Source organism: Bradyrhizobium sp. USDA 4454 (assembly GCF_054822705.1).
On sequence record NZ_JBTRCN010000001.1, the window covers coordinates 1,226,883 to 1,244,449 of the forward strand.

16 protein-coding genes and 1 pseudogene are annotated in these 17,567 nt (G+C 63.3%); 11 read left to right on the top strand and 6 right to left on the bottom strand.

Annotated features, from left to right (window positions below):
* Positions 1–143 precede the first annotated feature (143 nt).
* The 7 genes from ACVIW0_RS05730 (at position 144) to serA (ending at position 6,661) form a co-directional block, all read left to right on the top strand.
* A complete protein-coding gene (locus tag ACVIW0_RS05730) occupies positions 144–998 on the top strand; it encodes an outer membrane protein (protein WP_461351457.1) in 855 nt (284 codons plus the stop codon).
* A gap of 189 nt (positions 999–1,187) precedes the next feature.
* Complete coding sequence (locus ACVIW0_RS05735; RefSeq protein WP_461351458.1) at positions 1,188–2,078, top strand: outer membrane protein; 891 nt, start codon at positions 1,188–1,190, stop codon at positions 2,076–2,078.
* Positions 2,079–2,150: 72 nt separating this feature from the next.
* On the top strand, positions 2,151–2,741 hold the full coding sequence (locus ACVIW0_RS05740) for a glutathione S-transferase family protein (protein ID WP_461351459.1): 591 nt from the start codon (positions 2,151–2,153) through the stop codon (positions 2,739–2,741).
* Positions 2,742–2,759: 18 nt separating this feature from the next.
* The gene (locus ACVIW0_RS05745) at positions 2,760–3,230 is read left to right on the top strand and encodes a GNAT family N-acetyltransferase (protein WP_461351460.1); all 471 of its coding nucleotides are present in this window, start codon (positions 2,760–2,762) and stop codon (positions 3,228–3,230) included.
* A gap of 167 nt (positions 3,231–3,397) precedes the next feature.
* Complete coding sequence (locus ACVIW0_RS05750; RefSeq protein WP_461351461.1) at positions 3,398–3,610, top strand: hypothetical protein; 213 nt, start codon at positions 3,398–3,400, stop codon at positions 3,608–3,610.
* 78 nt (positions 3,611–3,688) lie between these two features.
* Positions 3,689–4,861, top strand: a complete 1,173-nt coding sequence (locus tag ACVIW0_RS05755; protein WP_461351462.1) for a phosphoserine transaminase — start codon at positions 3,689–3,691, stop codon at positions 4,859–4,861.
* A 210-nt stretch (positions 4,862–5,071) separates the two neighbouring features.
* A complete protein-coding gene (serA, locus tag ACVIW0_RS05760) occupies positions 5,072–6,661 on the top strand; it encodes a phosphoglycerate dehydrogenase (protein WP_461351463.1) in 1,590 nt (529 codons plus the stop codon).
* 152 nt (positions 6,662–6,813) lie between these two features.
* Here the strand turns inward: serA and ACVIW0_RS05765 are convergent, their stop codons facing one another.
* The 5 genes from ACVIW0_RS05765 to ACVIW0_RS05785 all read right to left on the bottom strand — a co-directional run bounded on the left by ACVIW0_RS05765 (position 6,814) and on the right by ACVIW0_RS05785 (position 11,132).
* Complete coding sequence (locus tag ACVIW0_RS05765) at positions 6,814–7,737, bottom strand: acetamidase/formamidase family protein (protein ID WP_461351464.1); 924 nt, start codon at positions 7,735–7,737, stop codon at positions 6,814–6,816.
* A gap of 40 nt (positions 7,738–7,777) precedes the next feature.
* The gene (locus ACVIW0_RS05770) at positions 7,778–8,617 is read right to left on the bottom strand and encodes an ABC transporter permease (RefSeq protein WP_461357250.1); all 840 of its coding nucleotides are present in this window, start codon (positions 8,615–8,617) and stop codon (positions 7,778–7,780) included.
* Positions 8,614–9,435, bottom strand: a complete 822-nt coding sequence (locus ACVIW0_RS05775) for an ABC transporter ATP-binding protein (RefSeq protein WP_461351465.1) — start codon at positions 9,433–9,435, stop codon at positions 8,614–8,616. Before ACVIW0_RS05775 ends, ACVIW0_RS05770 begins: the two co-directional genes overlap by 4 nt.
* Positions 9,432–10,475 carry an ABC transporter substrate-binding protein gene (locus ACVIW0_RS05780; RefSeq protein WP_461351466.1) on the bottom strand — a complete coding sequence of 348 codons (1,044 nt, stop codon included), beginning with the start codon at positions 10,473–10,475 and terminating at the stop codon, positions 9,432–9,434. The genes ACVIW0_RS05775 and ACVIW0_RS05780 overlap by 4 nt, the downstream gene beginning before the upstream one ends.
* A 267-nt stretch (positions 10,476–10,742) precedes the next feature.
* Positions 10,743–11,132, bottom strand: a complete 390-nt coding sequence (locus ACVIW0_RS05785; protein WP_461351467.1) for a transposase — start codon at positions 11,130–11,132, stop codon at positions 10,743–10,745.
* Between the two features lie 174 nt (positions 11,133–11,306).
* Between ACVIW0_RS05785 and ACVIW0_RS05790 the strand changes: the two are divergent.
* Positions 11,307–12,246: pseudogene (locus ACVIW0_RS05790) on the top strand (acetamidase/formamidase family protein).
* 193 nt (positions 12,247–12,439) lie between these two features.
* Positions 12,440–13,612, top strand: coding sequence for a thiolase family protein (locus ACVIW0_RS05795; protein WP_074128524.1), 1,173 nt, complete (start codon positions 12,440–12,442; stop codon positions 13,610–13,612).
* Between the two features lie 72 nt (positions 13,613–13,684).
* Here ACVIW0_RS05795 and ACVIW0_RS05800 read toward each other — a convergent pair whose 3' ends face one another.
* A complete protein-coding gene (locus tag ACVIW0_RS05800) occupies positions 13,685–14,143 on the bottom strand; it encodes a MarR family winged helix-turn-helix transcriptional regulator (RefSeq protein ID WP_461351468.1) in 459 nt (152 codons plus the stop codon).
* Between the two features lie 84 nt (positions 14,144–14,227).
* Between ACVIW0_RS05800 and ACVIW0_RS05805 the strand changes: the two genes are divergently transcribed.
* The gene (locus tag ACVIW0_RS05805) at positions 14,228–15,661 is read left to right on the top strand and encodes an MFS transporter (RefSeq protein WP_461351469.1); all 1,434 of its coding nucleotides are present in this window, start codon (positions 14,228–14,230) and stop codon (positions 15,659–15,661) included.
* Positions 15,662–15,840: 179 nt separating this feature from the next.
* Positions 15,841–17,508, top strand: a complete 1,668-nt coding sequence (locus ACVIW0_RS05810) for a mucoidy inhibitor MuiA family protein (protein WP_461351470.1) — start codon at positions 15,841–15,843, stop codon at positions 17,506–17,508.
* The last annotated feature ends 59 nt before the right edge of the window (positions 17,509–17,567 follow it).

Consider the following 17,567-nt stretch of genomic DNA (forward strand, 5'->3'; position numbering starts at 1 on the left):
AACAGTCGCAGAAACAGGTGAGAGAAAATCAACCTTAAAAATTAGGGTTAAGTGCCGCTTAAACATTTGCTGCCATCGTCCGCCCGTGAGTTTCAGACGTGGGGCTTTCGTGTCGCCTCACTTGGCCCAAAAGGACGAAGCCAATGCGTAGCGTAAAGATCCTGATTGCCGCAGGCGCGGCATCTCTGCTGTCCTCGGCGTCGGCGTTCGCCGCCGACATGCCCATCATGCCGCCGCCCCCGATGGCGTATGCCCCCCCGCCGGTCCAGGATTTCGGCGGCTGGTATCTGCGCGGCGATATCGGCATGACCAACACCAAGGCCAGGCTGCACGTCAACGGCTACGACACGCTGCCGGCCGGCACCGCGTTCAACCAGTACGGCCACGGTTTCGACAGCGGCATGCTGTTCGGCCTCGGCGTCGGCTATCAGTTCAACAGCTGGTTCCGCGCCGACATCACCGGTGAGTATCGCTCGAAGGTGAGCTTCAACGGCACCGACTTCTTCACGTTCCCCGGGCCGAGCTCGCTCGGCGATACCTATCACGGCGGCGTTCAGAGCTGGGTCGGCCTCGCGAACATCTATGCCGATCTCGGCACCTGGGGCTGCTTGACCCCGTTCATCGGCGCCGGTGTCGGTGCCGCTGTGCTCAAGACCTCGGCGTTCTCCGATGTCGCCACCTTCCCGAGCGGTTCCGGCCTGACCAGTTCCTACATCGCCGATGGTGCGACCAAGACCAACTTCGCCTGGGCGCTGCATGCGGGTGTCGCCTACAAGGTCACCAACAACTTCACGGTTGAACTGGCCTATCGCTACCTCGACATGGGCACCGTCGGGCAGGGCCAGGGGCACTTCTTCGACAACACGCCGACCGGACCCTCGAGCTTCCAGTACCGCGACCTGACCTCGCAGGATGTCAAGCTCGGCGTACGCTTCGCTCTGCCCTGCTGCGACGTGCTGCCCCCGCCGCCGCCGCCCCCGCTGATCCGCAAGGGCTGATCAGGGTTAATTTCGGCCCTTCGCGGTTAACGATTGCAACGGCGCGGGATCATCCCGCGCCGTTTTGCTTTGCACCTCGCATCGCGAAGTCGTGCAACTTGCGTGCTCGAAATCCGCCGGCGACAACGATTGGTTAAGGTTAACAGGCGATGATCAACGCGCATTCGGTGAGTGGATTGGAGCGTTGCGATGCGTAGGTTCTTGCTGGCGGCGATGATGTTCGGGGCGGTGACCGGCGCGCATGCGGCCGACATGCCCGATTTCCTTCGCGGCAGTATTTCCGCCCAACCGGCGCCCGCGAGAAGCTGGGAAGGCTGGTACGCCGGCGGCCAGGTCGGCTACTCGGCCGCCGACATGAACTTCGGCAACAGCATCGTGTCGCTGACCAACTTCATCTTCCGCAACAGCGTGCTTGCGCAGCCGACGTCGGCATGGACGCTGTTGAACAAGAACACCGCGCAAGGCACCAATTTCGGCGCCTTCGTCGGCCGCAACTGGCAGTGGGAAGATGTCGTGTTCGGCGTCGAGGCCAACTACAATTACATGAACAGGATCTCGAGCTCGTCGAAAGGGTCGATGGCGCTCGCGATCGTGAGCCCGCCGGGCTCGGCCGCGCCGCCCAATCACACCTACACCTACAACACGTCGCTGGATGGCGCTGCCGCGGCGACGATCAAGGACGTGATCACGTTCCGCGGCCGCGCGGGCTGGGCGTTCGACGGCTTCCTGCCTTACATGTTCGGCGGCCTTGCGGTGGGGCGCATGGACGTGTCGCGTTCGGTGTCCACCAATGTAGTGCTGCGTGACGACGTGACCGCGACGACCACCGATGCATTCGGAAACCAGACGACATCGATTGTATCGACGTCATTCACCCAGGTTCCGTCGCTGACGCAGACCGCCAGCGAGCATAAGTCCAACGCCTTCGTGGCAGGCTGGACCGCCGGTCTCGGTTTCGAATACTGCCTGTGGGGCGGCCTGTTCATGCGCGGCGAATGGGAATACGTGAAGTTCTCGCCGATCAAGGACACCAGCATCTCGCTCAACAGCGTGCGTGCCGGTCTCGGCTACAAGTTCTGAGGCAAAGCCGCGCAGCTTGACAGCGTATGGCGCGGCTGGTCCGATATCGCTCCGCAAGCGGAGCAACCTCACATGAAGATCTACGGCGACGCCAATTCAGGCAATTGCCTGAAGGTGAAATGGGTGTGCGACAGGCTGGCGCTGCCATACACATGGGTCGAGATCGACACCATGGAGGGCGGCAGCCGGACCGCGGAATTCCTCAAGCTGAACGGCTGGGGCCAGGTGCCGACGGTGGAGCTGGATGACGGCCGCACGCTGGCGCAGTCCAACGCCATCATCCGCTATCTCGCGCGCGACAGCGATCTGATTCCCGGCGATCCCTATCGCGCGGCGCAGATGGATGCCTGGATGTTCTGGGAGCAGAACAGCCACGAGCCCTATGTCGCGGTGTGCCGCTTTCAGGCCGTCTATCTCGGCAAGCCTGTCTCGGAGATCGATCCGAACCTCATCAAGCGCGGCTATGTAGCGCTCGACCATCTGGAGCGGCATCTTGCCGGCGCGCAATTCCTGGTCGGGGACCAGTTCTCACTCGCCGACGTGTCGCTGCTTGCCTATACGCGCATGGCTGAGGACGGCGGCCTTACGCTCGAAGCCTATCCCATGATCCGCCGCTGGATCGCGGCTGCCGAGCATGTGCTCGCGCTGCCGCCGGTCCGCTGACCGCAGGTGAATGTTGCCATGATCGAATCCTCGTCCATCACGATCCGCCCTGCGCACCGCGCGGACGTCGCCGCCATCGTCGGCATGCTGGCGGACGATCCGCTCGGCAGTGCGCGCGAGCGGATCGAGGATCCGCTGCCGCAAGGCTATTACGACGCGTTCGCGCGGGTCGAGCGCGATGCCAATCTGCAGCTCGTCGTCGCCGTCGACGGGGAGGGCGCCGTCGTCGGCTGCCTGCAACTCGCGGTGCTGCCGGGCATCAGCTCGCAGGGATCTTCGCGCGGTTTGCTCGAGGATGTCCGTGTCGCAAAGCATTGCCGCAGCCGCGGCATCGGCGAGAAACTGGTGCAGTGGGCGGTCGCGGAGGCGCGTGCGCGAGGCTGCATGCTCGTCGAACTGTTGACGCATCACACCCGCGTCGATGCGCAGCGCTTCTATGAGCGGCTTGGATTTGCGCGCAGCCATGTCGGCATGACGCTCCGCTTTTGACATGGGCGCGCGAAGTGTGCCGCACACAAGGCAATGCCTGCGGTAGCCGCCGCTCGGCGATCCGGTTAACAGCCGGTAAACTAAGCCGGCCTCCGTGATTTTACGGGGCGGAACGAGTCCGGTATGTCGGACGTCTCCCACGTGGCGGCGGGCAACTGGGGATTGGAATGTCGGAATATTCGATCGTGCGGGTCGGCAACGAGTACGTCGTGCAGGCCGGCGATAAGCGCATTTTGAGAATATCGAGCCGGCGCAGGGCGGTTAAGATCATGACTCTGGCGGCGGATTTGCTCGATCGGGACACGGTGCAGCAAGCCGGAGACACCCCATCAATCAGCCGTGATCGCGCGATTGTTCCGGACAAGTCCGAACTTCCTTGACGTTTCGGCACCTTTCCAATATCCCCGGCCGCGGGAAACCTCTCCCCACCGAGAGGCAGCTATCTGGAAGGGTAGATTATGACTGCAGCGAAGCCCGCTTCGCGGCCCGACGTGCCGCATTTTTCCTCCGGCCCCTGCGCCAAGCGCCCCGGCTGGAACCCCAACAATCTCAAGGACGCCGCCCTCGGCCGCTCGCACCGCGCGAAGGTAGGCAAGGCCAAGCTCAAGCTCGCGATCGAACTGACGCGCGAGGTGCTTGAGGTGCCTGCCGACTACAAGATCGGCATCGTGCCGGCGTCAGACACCGGCGCGGTCGAGATGGCGCTGTGGTCGCTGCTCGGTGCGCGGCCCGTCACCACGCTCGCTTGGGAATCGTTCGGCGAAGGCTGGGTCAGCGACATCGTCAAGGAATTGAAGCTGAAGGACGTCACCAAGCTGAACGCAGCATACGGTGAAATCCCCGATCTCGCCAAGGTCGATCCCAAGTCCGACGTCGTCTTCACCTGGAACGGCACCACCTCGGGCGTGCGCGTGCCGAACGCCGACTGGATCAGCGCGGACCGCGAAGGCCTGACGATCTGCGACGCGACCTCGGCCGCCTTCGCGCAGCCGCTCGATTTCGCCAAGCTCGATGTCGTCACCTTCTCCTGGCAGAAGGCGCTCGGCGGCGAGGCTGCGCACGGCATGCTGATCCTGTCGCCGCGCGCGGTGGAACGGCTCGAGACCTACAAGCCGGCCTGGCCGCTGCCCAAGATCTTCCGCCTCACCAAGGGCGGCAAGCTCAACCAGGGCATCTTCGAAGGCGAGACCATCAACACGCCGTCGATGCTGTGCGTCGAGGACTATCTCGATGCGCTGAACTGGGCAAAGTCGATCGGCGGCCTGAAGGCCCTGATCGCGCGCGCCGACGCCAACACCAAGGCGATCGCCGACTGGAAGGCGAAGACGCCCTGGATCGACTTCCTCGCCAAGGATGCCGCGATCCGCTCCAATACCTCGGTGTGCCTGAAGTTCACCGATCCCGCGATCACCTCGCTTCCATCAGACGCGCAGGCCGACTTCTGCAAGAAGCTGGTCGCGCTGGTGGAGAAGGAGAATGCCGGCTTCGACTTCGCGTATTACCGCGATGCGCCGGCGGGCTTGCGGATCTGGTGCGGCGCCACCGTCGAGGCGAAGGACGTCGAGCTGCTCACGCAGTGGATCGACTGGGCCTTTGCCGAGACCAAGGCCGCGCTACCCAAGGCGGCCTGAGTTTTCTCTTGTCACCTGTCCCCCTTTCTTACGGGGAGAGGTCGGATTGCGCAGCAATCCGGGTGAGGGGCCCTTTCTGCTTTTTCCTCGCCTGTGGCTGCCCCTCACCCCAACCCTCTCCCCGTAAATGCGGGGAGCGGGAGACGTTATCAGAGACTTCACCATCTTGGTCCGAGAGACCCGCCCGCTGCAGGGCAGAGGAACAGTCACATGACAAAGCCCAAAGTTCTGATTTCCGACGCGCTGTCTCCCGCCGCCGTGCAGATCTTCAAGGATCGCGGCGTCGAGGTCGACTTCCAGCCCAACCTTGGCAAGGACAAGGACAAGCTCGCCGAGATCATCGGCAATTATGATGGCCTTGCGATCCGCTCGGCCACCAAGGCCAACGCCAAGATCATCGAGAAGGCGACCAGGCTCAAGGTGATCGGCCGCGCCGGCATCGGCGTCGACAATGTCGAGATCCCGGCCGCGACCGCCAAGGGCATCATCGTGATGAACACCCCGTTCGGCAATTCGATCACGACCGCCGAGCACGCCATCACCCTGATGCTGGCGCTGGCGCGCGAGATCCCGCAGGCCGACGCCTCGACCCAGGCCGGCAAGTGGGAGAAGAACCGCTTCATGGGCGTCGAGATCACCGCCAAGACGCTTGGGGTGATCGGCTGCGGCAATATCGGCTCGATCGTCGCCGACCGCGCGCTCGGCCTGCGCATGAAGGTGATCGCGTTCGATCCGTTCCTATCGCCGGAGCGCGCCAAGGACATCGGCGTCGAGAAGGTCGAATTCGACGACCTGCTGAAGCGCGCCGATTTCATCACGCTGCACACGCCGCTGACCGAGAAGACCCGCAACGTCATTGACGCGGCCGCGATCGCCAAAATGAAGAAGGGCGTGCGTATCATCAACTGCGCCCGCGGCGGCTTGGTCGACGAGCAGGCGCTGGTCGACGCGCTGAATTCCAAGCATGTCGCCGGCGCCGCCTTCGACGTGTTCTCCGAGGAGCCGGCGACGTCGAACGTGCTGTTCGGCCATCCCAACGTGATCTGCACCCCGCATCTCGGTGCCTCCACCACGGAAGCGCAGGAGAACGTCGCGCTGCAGGTCGCCGAGCAGATGTCGGACTATCTGTTGTCGGGCGCGATCTCCAACGCGGTCAACTTCCCGTCGATCACGGCGGAAGAGGCGCCGAAGCTGAAGCCGTTCATCGAGCTCGCCGAGAAGCTCGGCTCGTTCGCCGGCCAGTTGACCGAGAGCGGCATCCTCAAGACCACGATCACCTATGAGGGCCATGTCGCCGAGATGAAGATCAAGGCGATCACCTCGGCGGTGCTGTCCGGCCTGCTGCGGCCGATGCTCGGCGAGGTCAACGTGGTCTCGGCGCCGGTCGTCGCCAAGGAGCGCGGCATGGTAGTGGACGAGGTCGTTCGCGCCGCGCAGAGCGACTATGAAAGCCTGATCACGGTCACCGTCACCACCGAGCGCCAGGAACGCTCGGTGTCCGGCACCGTCTATGCCGACGGCAAGCCGCGCCTCGTCGACATCAAGGGCATCCGGGTCGACGCCGAGTTCGGCAAGTCGATGATCTACGTCACCAACGAGGACAAGCCGGGCTTCATCGGCGCGTTCGCGAGCCTCCTGGGTGATGCGAAAATCAATATCGCGACCTTCCATCTCGGCCGCGTCAAGCAGGGCGGCGACGCCATTGCGCTGGTCGAGGTCGACGGTGCGGTGCCGGCGGAGCTGCTCAACAAGGTGCAGGCGCTGCCGCAGGTGAAGCAGGCCAAGGCGCTGACGTTTTAACCTGGCTCGGGCGACGCCGGGCCAGGTCCGGCGTCGGCGGACCATCTGCATGGACGTTTGCTTGCGCCAAGATGGTTTCGCCCTTCCATCGGGGTGGGTGAGCAAGCCCGACGGTATCGATTCAGCGACGAAGCTACGCGCGCTCCACCAGATCACCCAAAGTATTTTCGGACGATGTCCTTATTCACCTTGCAGATATAGGTGTATTTCGGATTGACCACCTGCGTGCAGCGCGCTTCCGCGATCTGACCGAGCAACATGTAGCCTTCGGCTGCGGGTATCTTCCATTCGTCTTCAAGCCAGTAAACCATTTCTTCGAATGCAAGCCGCATGGCGTCTTCGAGCGGACGCGCACAGCCGAGCGTGCAGATGTGGGTTGGCGTTTCGATCCGGGGATGGTTCAGGCGCGCTGGAGCCTTTTCGAGTGACACTTTGACGGTGAGGGTGGCTGCGATCTCGATGGCACCCATGCCGTTGCATTCCCCGTCCCCCTGGATTGCGTGGCAGTCGCCGAGGAACAGATGCGCACCGTCGGCATGGACCCGGAGCATGACGGTGTTGCCGGTGGTGATTTCCTGAACATCAAGGTTTCCACCGTGCGTGCCGTTGTCCACGGTGAGAACCGCGCCATGAAGCGGTGCGACTCCGATCACGCCTATCATCGGTTTAACCGGAAGTTTCAGATGCTCGTTCCAGTGCACAAGGCCATCCTTGACCTCAACAACACGCGTCTGAATGCCGAATTCCTTGCGGCGCACCCAGTCCGGAAACATACCGATGCCGGGCCACAGCGCGGTAAATCCAAGCCCCCGAACGTCCATGTTGACGATCTCGACCTTCAGCATGTCGCCGGCCTTGGCGCCGCGAACCTCGATGGGCCCCGTCGCCCCATTGACGAACGGCATAGTGATGTCGGCTTCGATCAGCTGCTGCCCGAGATGACGGATCGTCCCGTCGTTTGCATTGAGCGCGCATTCGACGACGAACGTTTCGCCGGGAGAGACGCTGGCAATGAAACGGTCCAAGCCCGACAGGGCATACTTGATATTGCCTTCTTTCGCGACGCGCTGCGACATCTCCACGTTCCTTTTCTTGCTGTCGCCGAAATAGAGGGGTCTATTGAACCTTGCGCCAGGGCATGAGCAACCGTTCAAGGCGGCCGACCACGAACGTCAGCAGCAATGCCAGGCCGATCGTTGCAATCAGCGCTGCAAACACCTTGGGAATGATGTAGAGCGAGCCGGCCTTGAAGATTGCGTGTCCCAGGCCTTCTGACGACGACATGAATTCGCCGACGATCGCACCGATCAGCGCAAATCCGACGGTGAGCTTCAATCCTGCAAAAATATCGGTGAGCGATGCGGGCACCACCAACTTGCGGAATATCTGGAACTTGGAGGCTCCCAGCGTCCGCATCAGGTTGATCTGGTCGGCGTCAACACCCGTCGCGCCCTTGTAGGACGTCACGAGCGCCACGATCACGACCGACAACGTCGACATCGCGACTTTCGAGATCAGTCCTGTGCCGAACCAAATTATGATGATCGGCGCAAGCGCGATGATGGGAATCGATCCCAAGGCGATGATGAAAGGTTCGACTACGCGCGATACGAAACGCGAATACCAGAGCAAAAGCCCAATCAGCGTTCCGAAGAAATTACCGATCACGAAGCCGAGCAGGGTTTCGAAGCCGGTGACGTAGATATCGCGCCACAGCGAGCCGTCGCGCGCCGACTGGCCCAGAAAACCGAAGATCGCCGAGGGCGACCCGAACATGAAGGCTGCCTGCTTGTCCTGCCCTGTTGCGCGCTCCCACAACGCAAGCAGCGCGGCCAGGAGCGCGACCTGAGTGAGCAGGACGAGTCCGGCTACCCGCCAACGCTTCCAGCGCTGCGCAGGCGAGGGTGGTGATCCTTGCACGATGCTCCCAAAATCGTCCTGTGCATTCGTGGTCATTGGAATACGACGTCGAGATCGGCCCATATCTGCCGAACGTAGGCGCTGAAGTGCCGGCTTTCGCGAGCGGCGATCATGTCAGTTCGTTCGCCGTCCAGATCTATGTCGTACGTCGCCTTGACGGTTGTCGGCCTCTTCGACAGCACGATGACCCGGTCCGCCAGAGAGACGGCCTCCTCGATATCGTGGGTAATCAACAACAAGGAGCGCCCGCGCTCGCGAACCAGCTTTGCCGTGTCACTTTCGATCAGCAGCTTGTTCTGAAAGTCCAACGCGGCAAACGGCTCGTCGAGAAGCAGCACCTCCGGATCATTCACCAATGTGCGGGCGAGTGCCACCCGTTGGCGCATGCCGCCTGACAATGTCGACGGATAGTGATCAGAGAAGCCGTGCAATCCGAGTTGGTCCAGCATCGCGCGGCTGCGGTCATGCGCTTCGCTCGCCGCAATGCCGCGGATTTCCAGTCCCAGCTTGACGTTGCTCAATGCAGTGCGCCAGGGAAACAGCAGATCCTTCTGCAGCATGTAGCCTACGTTCTGCGGCTGGCCGGCGATCTCCTGGCCGTACCAGCGGATACGCCCGGAGTCCGCCGGTATCAGTCCGCACAGCGTATTGAGCAGTGTCGTTTTTCCGCATCCCGATGGGCCAACGACGCTGACGATCTCGCCCCTCTTCAGCGTCAGGCTAAGATTGCCGATCACCGGGACAAATCGCCCCGCAACATCGTAACCTTTGGCGACGCCTTCGACGGTCAGCGGCACCAGGGACGCTGCGGATGCTCCGGTGCCGCCGTGACCGGTGGTGATCGTAACCGTCATTTCAGACTGGCGACGGCCTTGTCGGCAAAGGAGTTGTCGATGATCTGGTCGAACGGGATCGTGCCCTTGGCGTTGCCGAGGTAGACCTGCATCTCCATCAGATTCTTCCATTGATCCGGCTTGGTCACCACGGACTGTGCCGGGATCAGATACTGCAATTCGGCATCGATCGCCTTGTCGACAACCTCGCCTGGCAGATCCGGAAATTCCTTGCGGGCGACTTCCTTTGCGAAGGCGGGGTCTGCGTAGGTCTTGCGCGAGGCTTCCTCGAACGATGTCACCAGAGCTTGAACCATCGCGGGGTCTTTCTGGATCGTCGATGGAAGAACCATGATTCCCGTATTGCAGAACGGGCCGATGTAGGTGGAGAAGTCGAACACCACCTTTGCTCCTTGGGCCTCGGCCGCGGCCACACTGGGCTGATAAGCGATAGCGATGTCTGCCTGACCGGCAAGCATGGCCGCGATCTCGGTTCCAGGATTCACAGGGACGATGGTCGCATCCACGCCAACCTTGAGGCCGGCCTTTTCCAACAAGCGCTTCGCGACGCTGTAGTTCGTATTCGGCTCCGGCGAGGTTACGATCTTCAGGCCCTTGAAGTCCTTTGGATCGGTGATGGGCTTCAATGTCTTTGAGACGCCGAAATAGTGCGCGCGCTGAACGACCGTGCCGACGACGACGCCCGGGCCACCGTTCTCGCGGGAGATCTGCGCCATCGTCGCATCGCCGATGGCAAAATCCGCCGATCCGCCAAGCACCGCCGCGAAGGTCTGTGTGTCGCCTCCCGCGGCGCTGACTTTCATGTCGAGACCGTTCTTCTCGAAGATTTTGGCATGCATGCCGACGTAAAGGTTGATGTAACCGAGGTTGTGAACCGCTTCGCTGAAACGAACTTCCTTCAAGCCAGCCGCCGCGGCCGTCCTGATCGCCGTCGGTCCGCCGAGCGCGAAACCACAAGCAAGACCAGCGGAAGCTGTCAGGATGTTGCGGCGGCTGATGCCGGTCTTGACGTCGGAAAAATCGCGGACGAGGCCAGTCATGATCTCAACTCCCTGCAGGACCGTTGGCGTTGGCGGCGAGGGTAATCGGTCGTTCGGATTTGCGACAAGAAGAAAGAGCAGACAGCTGCTGCCGGGTTTTGTGCAAGATTTGGATTTGCGTCAGCGGTGTGCCAGCTCTTGCCGGGAGTCTGCTCCCGGATCGAAAAATTGCGCTCGATGCAGGGGCAGCTTGATCAAATCCCCACCACGGGGCAGCGCATTATGTCACTTTTGCCAGAATGGCTGCCCGAATTGTTATCGTCGAGATCAGCGATTGACGCGGATCGATGCGAAACGGCCCGTCACAGCGCCTCCGCACTTTTCCGCGGCGATGCTGATCGCACGACGGCCCCGGTCGTCGAGGTCCTTCGGCGTGCTTGTTTGCGGCGTGCTGCCGCTTGCGATTTCGCCGGCCGGCGTCGCCTTCAGGCATGCCGATAGATTGTCTATGACGTTTCGCAGCCTGACATTCTCGACGGCAAGTCCGCGCATGTCGAGCACGGCTGGGTGGTTTAGACCGCCATACCGTCGCTTCCATCGGTAGAATGTTCGAAGCGAGATGCCGGATGTCGTGCAAATCTCGGCCACCGAGACGCCGGTATTCGCCTCGTATAGGAGATGCCGGATCTCATTTTCGGTGAATTGAGACCGCCTCATCAGAGTCTCCTTTTGTCGTGCGGCTGCCCCGGAAAGGTGGCGCATGGCGTCCGCGCATACCCTACCACGGACCAGCCATGCTCAAAGGGGCCCAAACCTGCGGCTGTTTTTGACAGCCAGTCCTGCCTAGCATGATGGCCGACATTTCCCGAAGGTAACTGCTTTGGAGGAGCGATGCCGCGCCGCCATGAAATTCCCGCCACCCCTGAGAACATGGTATGGGGGTACCTGGACAGTGCCAGTCAGCCGATCCTTGCCGTGGAGTCCGGTGACTCGGTCACGCTGCATAGTTTCCCGGCGGGTGGGAAAGAAACCTTGCCGGACGATTTCGGTCGGGTCCCCGCCGACTATCTCCATGCGCTGAATACGCTGTCGCCGGGACCCGGGCCGCATTTCATCACCGGGCCGATCTACGTGAAGGGTGCCCAGGTCGGCGACACGCTTCAGGTCGACATTCTCGACGTGAAGGTCAGACAGGACTGGGGATTTGTTTCGATCCTGCCTCTGCTCGGCACGCTGCCGGACGAATTCACCGACTACGAAACCATTCATCCGACCATCGACCGCGATGGGAATTTTTGTAAGATGCCCTGGGGCAGCAAGATCGAACTCAGTCCGTTTTTCGGAATCCTGGCAACCGCGCCACCGCCGGCGTGGGGCCGGTGCGGATCTCCGGTCCCGCGCGCGTTCGGCGGCAACATGGACAACAAGGAGCTCCGTGCGGGCACCACGCTGTATCTGCCGGTATTCAATGAGGGCGCTCTGTTTTTTGCCGGCGATGGGCACGCCGTTCAGGGTGATGGCGAAGTCTGCATCACGGCCCTGGAGACCGGAGTCACAGGTATGGTCCGCCTGACCGTGCGGAAGGACATGCGGGTCAAATGGCCGTTTGCAGAAAATGCAACCCATCTCATCTCGATCGGACTGGACGAAGACCTGGACGACGCCGCCAAACAAGCCGTCCGCGAGATGGTCAACCACATCTGCGCGCGCACGAATCTCACGCGCAACGAGGCCTATATGCTGTGTTCTCTCGCCGGCAATCTGCGCGTGACGCAATTGGTCGACGGCAAACAAGGGAATTCACATGATGCTTGCGAAATCGGCCCTGTGAGAAGCACCTCGGAATTCCAGGCACGATTGTAGGCTTCATCCGCGCCGCCACGTGATCCTGCTTCGTCGGTCGCTTCGGGCCGCTTCCGTTCCGCAGAGCGGTATTTTGATGGCGCTTATTTCTGTTGCCTTGACGCCCCATGTGTACGAAGACAGCATCCAAGCTGAAATCATCCACTCAGAGGGAGAAAACAATGCGTGAAGCCGTCATCGTTTCCTACGCGCGCACCGGCCTGGCGAAGTCCGGCCGCGGCGGATTCAACATCACCCCGCCGATGTCGCTCGCCGCGCACGCCATCAAGCACGCGGTCGACCGCGCCGGCGTCGACAAGGAGTATGTCGAGGACTGCTATCTCGGCAATTGCGCGCATGGCGCGCCGAACATTGGCCGCCAGGCGGCGCTGCTCGCCGGCCTGCCGAAGTCGACCGCCGGCGTCTCGGTGAACCGCTTCTGCTCGTCGGGTCTGCAGACCATTGCGATGGCCGCCAACTCGATTCGTTCCGATGGCTCCGATTGCATCGTCGCCGGCGGCGTCGAGAGCATCTCGATTCCCGGCGGCGGCACGCCGAAGGAGTCGATCGACCCGGACCTGCTCAAGACCGCGCCGGACATTTTCATGGCGATGATCGACACCGCCGACATCGTCGCCGAGCGCTACAAGCTCAGCCGCGAATACCAGGATGAGTATTCGCTGGAGTCGCAGCGCCGCATGGCGGCCGCGCAGCAGGCCAACAAGTTCAAGGACGAGATCGTCCCGATGAAGACCAAGATGAAGGTGGTCGACAAGGCGACCAAGGCCGAGTCGATCGTCGACTATGTGGTCGATCGCGACGAGTGCAATCGTCCCGAGACCACGCTGGAGGGCCTCGCCAAGCTTGAGCCGGTCAAGGGCCCGGGCAAGTTCGTCACCGCCGGCAATGCCAGCCAGCTCTCCGACGGCGCCGCCGCCGTGGTGCTGATGGAAGCCAAGGATGCCGAGAAGCGCGGCCTTAACCCGCTCGGCCGCTTCGTGGCCTGGGCCTCGGCTGGCTGCGAGCCCGACGAGATGGGCATCGGGCCGGTGTTCGCCGTGCCGAAGCTGCTGAAGCGCCATGGCCTCAAGGTCGACGACATCGACCTCTGGGAGCTCAACGAGGCCTTCGCCAGCCAGTGCCTCTATTCGCGCGACCAGCTCGGCATCGATCCCGAGAAGTACAACGTCAATGGCGGCTCGATTGCGATCGGTCATCCCTTCGGCATGACCGGTGCCCGGCTCACCGGCCACCTGCTACAGGAAGGCCGTCGCCGCAAGGCCAAGTGGGGCGTCGTGACCATGTGCATCGGCGGCGGCCAGGGCGGCGCCGGCCTGTTCGAGATCTACAGCTAAGCGCGATCGATATTGATCGTGTAAGAGGAGCGGCCCGGCGACAACGCCGGGCCGCTTTTCATTTGAGGCCAGTCATGACGCCGGTACATCCGCCGCGGGTTCGCCGAATTCGAGCGCGGCGACCAGTTCGAGCTTGTGCCTGAGATCAGCCGCCTGCCCGGCGCCGAACGCCGTCTCGAAGCGGTCCTGCGCCTCAAGCCAGGCGGCGTGCGACTCCTCAAGCCTGGCTTCGCCGCGCTTGGTCAGCCGTACCAGCCGGCTGCGGCGGTCATTCTTGTCGACGGCGATGGTCAACAGGCCGTCGCGCGCGAGCGGCTTGAGGTTGTGATTGAGCGCGGTGCGGTCGAGCACCAAAGCTGCGGCAAGCTCTCCCATCGTCGGAGCTCCCGTTCGTCTGACATGGACCAGGATGGCGCGCTGGGTGCCGCGCAGCCCCGACGTTGCGAGGACCTGATCGTAGAGCTGCGACACCCGCCGGGTCGCCTTGCGCAACGCGGTCAGATTGCACCTTGTGGCTTCCGTCTTCGCCATTGGCTGCCTCCAAACTGGGCTTGACAGATACATGCATATACACCTAATGGCAATAGATGCATATGCACGTAGCTGGAGGGTGTGATGTCGGAGGTCGAGGCGGAGACCATCGGGCTGGCGGCCGGACCCGAAGCGCGGCCGCGGCCCCGCGCGGCGACCGCAACCCCGCGGCAGGTTTTGGCAATTGTCTCGGTCGGGATCTGCCTGGCAAATCTCGACCTGTTCATTGTCAATGTCGGGCTGCCGAACATCGCGCAGGAATTTCGCGGCGCCTCGTTGGAGGATTTGTCCTGGATCCTGAATGCCTATGCGATCGTCTATGCGGCATTGCTGGTGTTCTTCGGCCGGCTCGCCGAACGCCACAGTCGCAATCTGAGCTTCCTGCTCGGTGTGGCGCTGTTCACGGCCGCGTCGGCGGCGTGCGCGCTGGCATCCAGCGTCGAGCTCCTGGTCGTCGCCCGCATCGCACAGGCCGCCGGTGCGGCATTGATGACGCCGACCTCGATCGGCCTGCTGCTGGCCTCGTTCCCGCCCGAGCAGCGCGCCGGCGCGGTGCGCACCTGGACCGCGATCGGCGGCCTTGCCGCAGCGCTCGGGCCGCTCGCTGGCGGCGTGCTGGTCACCGTCGACTGGCGTTGGATCTTCATCGTCAATGTCCCGATCGGCGTCGTTGCGCTGATCATCGGCTGGCTCAAACTGCCCGACGTGCCCGGCCACGACGTGCCGCGGCCGAGCTGGTGGGCGGCGCTGCTGGTGACCTGCGGCATCGGCGCGCTGACATTCGCCATCGTGAAGACGGATGACTGGGGCTGGAGCTCGCGCGGCGTCGTGCTCGGCTTCGTCGTCGCAGGCCTCTCGCTCGCCGCCTTCGCATGGCACTGCCTGCGATCGCAGAATCCCTTCGTCAACCCGGCGCTGTTCGCAGTCAGGCCGTTTACTGGGGCGACGCTGGTCATGGCGCCTTACTCGGCGGCTTTCGGCGCGATGCTGCTGTCGGTAGCGCTCTGGGAGCAAACCGTGTGGGGGTGGTCGGCGCTGAAGACCGGTCTTGCGATCGCGCCGGGTCCGCTGCTTGTCCCGTTCACCTCGCTGCTGTTTGCCGGTCGGCTGATCGCGCGATTTGGTGCGGCCGCCGTGGTGTCCGCCGGCATCACGTCATTCGCGGGTGGGCTTGCGATCTGGGCAACGCTGCTTGGGGCGGAGCCCAACGTGCCTGCTTTTGTGCTCGGTATGATGCTCACGGGTATCGGCGTCGGGCTGACCTTTCCGACCCTGATGGGCGTCGGCGCCGGTTCGCTGCCGCCGTCGTCGTTCGCCACCGGTTCCGGCGTGATCAACATGATCCGGCAGGCGGCGCTGGCGATCGGCGTCGCGATCTTCATCGCGATCCTGGCTACGCCCGCCACGATGACTGAGCGGATCGCGGCGTTTCATCGCGGTTGGTGGATCATGATCGCGATCACGGTTGCCGGTTTCGTGCCGAATGTTCTGTTCATCCGGCGCCGGACAGGTCGCTGACGCCCGAAAGACATCGCCGCGCCATCCGGCGGCCGCGGTGGTGCCATGGTCGTGCCGCAGCGAAACCTCATTCGAACCAGTCCCTTCCTCGCTGCGTCTCACCACGAGAAACGGCGCGCCTTCGAGTCCGGCGCGCCGTTCATCTCGCGCGCGATGCGGCGCTTTTCCGGAGGGATGTCATGTCAAGGATTACGAATTATCTTGTCACCACCGGCCTGGTGCTGGCGGGGGCGCTGGTTGCCGGGCCGCTGCATGCGGCCAATCTCGATGCGGCCTCGCAGGTCGACGCCGTCACCGTCTATCCCGATGGCGCCAGCGTCAGCCGCGTCATCACGCTGGATCTGCCCGCTGGCGACAACACGCTCATCGCGAAGGATTTCCCGATCGGGCTCGACCCGTCCTCGCTGCGGGTCGAGGGTGAGGGCGGAGCGAAGCTCACGATCGGGGCCATCGACGCGCGGCCACCACGCCCGGTGGAGCCGGCCAACCTGCCCGAGATCGACAAGCGGATCGAGGCGCTGCGCGACCAGCGCGAGGATTTGCAGGGGATGATCACGTCGGCCGAGGCGCGGCGCAAATTCGCCGAGCGTTTCGCCGAGGCCGCGCCGGTCGGGATCGGCGAGAAGGGCGAGGCGCGCCCGGTGAGCGAATGGCGTGCCGCGTTCTCTGCGGTCGGGGACGAGGTCGCAACCGCCGACAACGCGATCCGCGACGCTACGCGCAAGCAGCGCGACATCGATCGCGAGATCGCGCGCCTGGAGGCCGATCGCGCCGCCAAGCCGCCGAGCAAGCTCGAAGTCCGTATCGAGTTGGCATCAGCGGCGGCGACGAAGGCCACGCTGCGCGTGACCTATGCGGTGCGCAACGCCCGCTGGATGCCGATCTATGACGCTCGTCTCGATACCGGCGCCAAGGACCGCAAGCCCGCGATCGAGCTGGTGCGGCGCGCCGAGATCACCCAGTCGACCGGGGAGGACTGGTCGAACGTGGCACTTGTCGTCTCCACTGTACGCGTCGCCCGCGGCGGCAATGCGCCCGATCTCAATTCGCTGATCGTGCGATATCCGCAGCTGCCGCGGCCGCTGGCGGCCGGCCGAGCGTTTGACAGCGTGCAACAGCCCTCGGCGCTGATGCCCGCACCGGCGACGCCTTCGATGGAGCAGCATCTGTTCAAGAAGGCCGAGGAGCAGGAAGCTGCGGCCGAGGTCGGGGCCTTCCAGGCCAGCTTCAGGATTCCGGGCCGGGTCAGCGTCGCCGCCAATGAGGGCGCAAAGAGCCTGCGCATCTCGACGGCGACGATTACGCCCGATCTCGCGGTGCGTGCGGTACCTGTGCTGGATCCGACCGCATTCCTGGAGGCGAGCTTCGTGCAGGCCGACGACGCGCCGCTGCTGCCGGGGCTGGTCGCGATCTATCGCGACGGCATCTTTGTCGGCCGCAGCCGGATGGCGACCGCCGCCAAGGACGAGACCGTGCGGCTCGGCTTCGGCGCCGACGACAAGGTCAAGATCGAGCGCACGGTGGTGAAACGCAACGAGGGCTCGGCCGGCCTGATCGTCACCACATCGAAGACCGACGAGCGCGCGTTCAAGACCACGGTGCGCAACGGCCACGACTTCCCGATCAAGGTCGCGATCCAGGATCAGCTCCCGGTCAGCGAGAACGACGATATCGTGGTCGAGATGTTGCCGTCGTCGACGGCTGCGACGACCACCAATCTGCGCGATAAGCGCGGCGTGCTGGAATGGGCGTTCGAGGCCAAGGCCGGTGAGGTCCGCGATATCAACTTCGCCTGGCGGATGCGCTGGCCCAAGGACAAGGGCGTGGTGATGGTGCCGGCGGGCTGAGGCCGCGCTGGTAGCCGATGACATCGCTACCGATCTCAGGCATCACTTTGCCAAGTGCA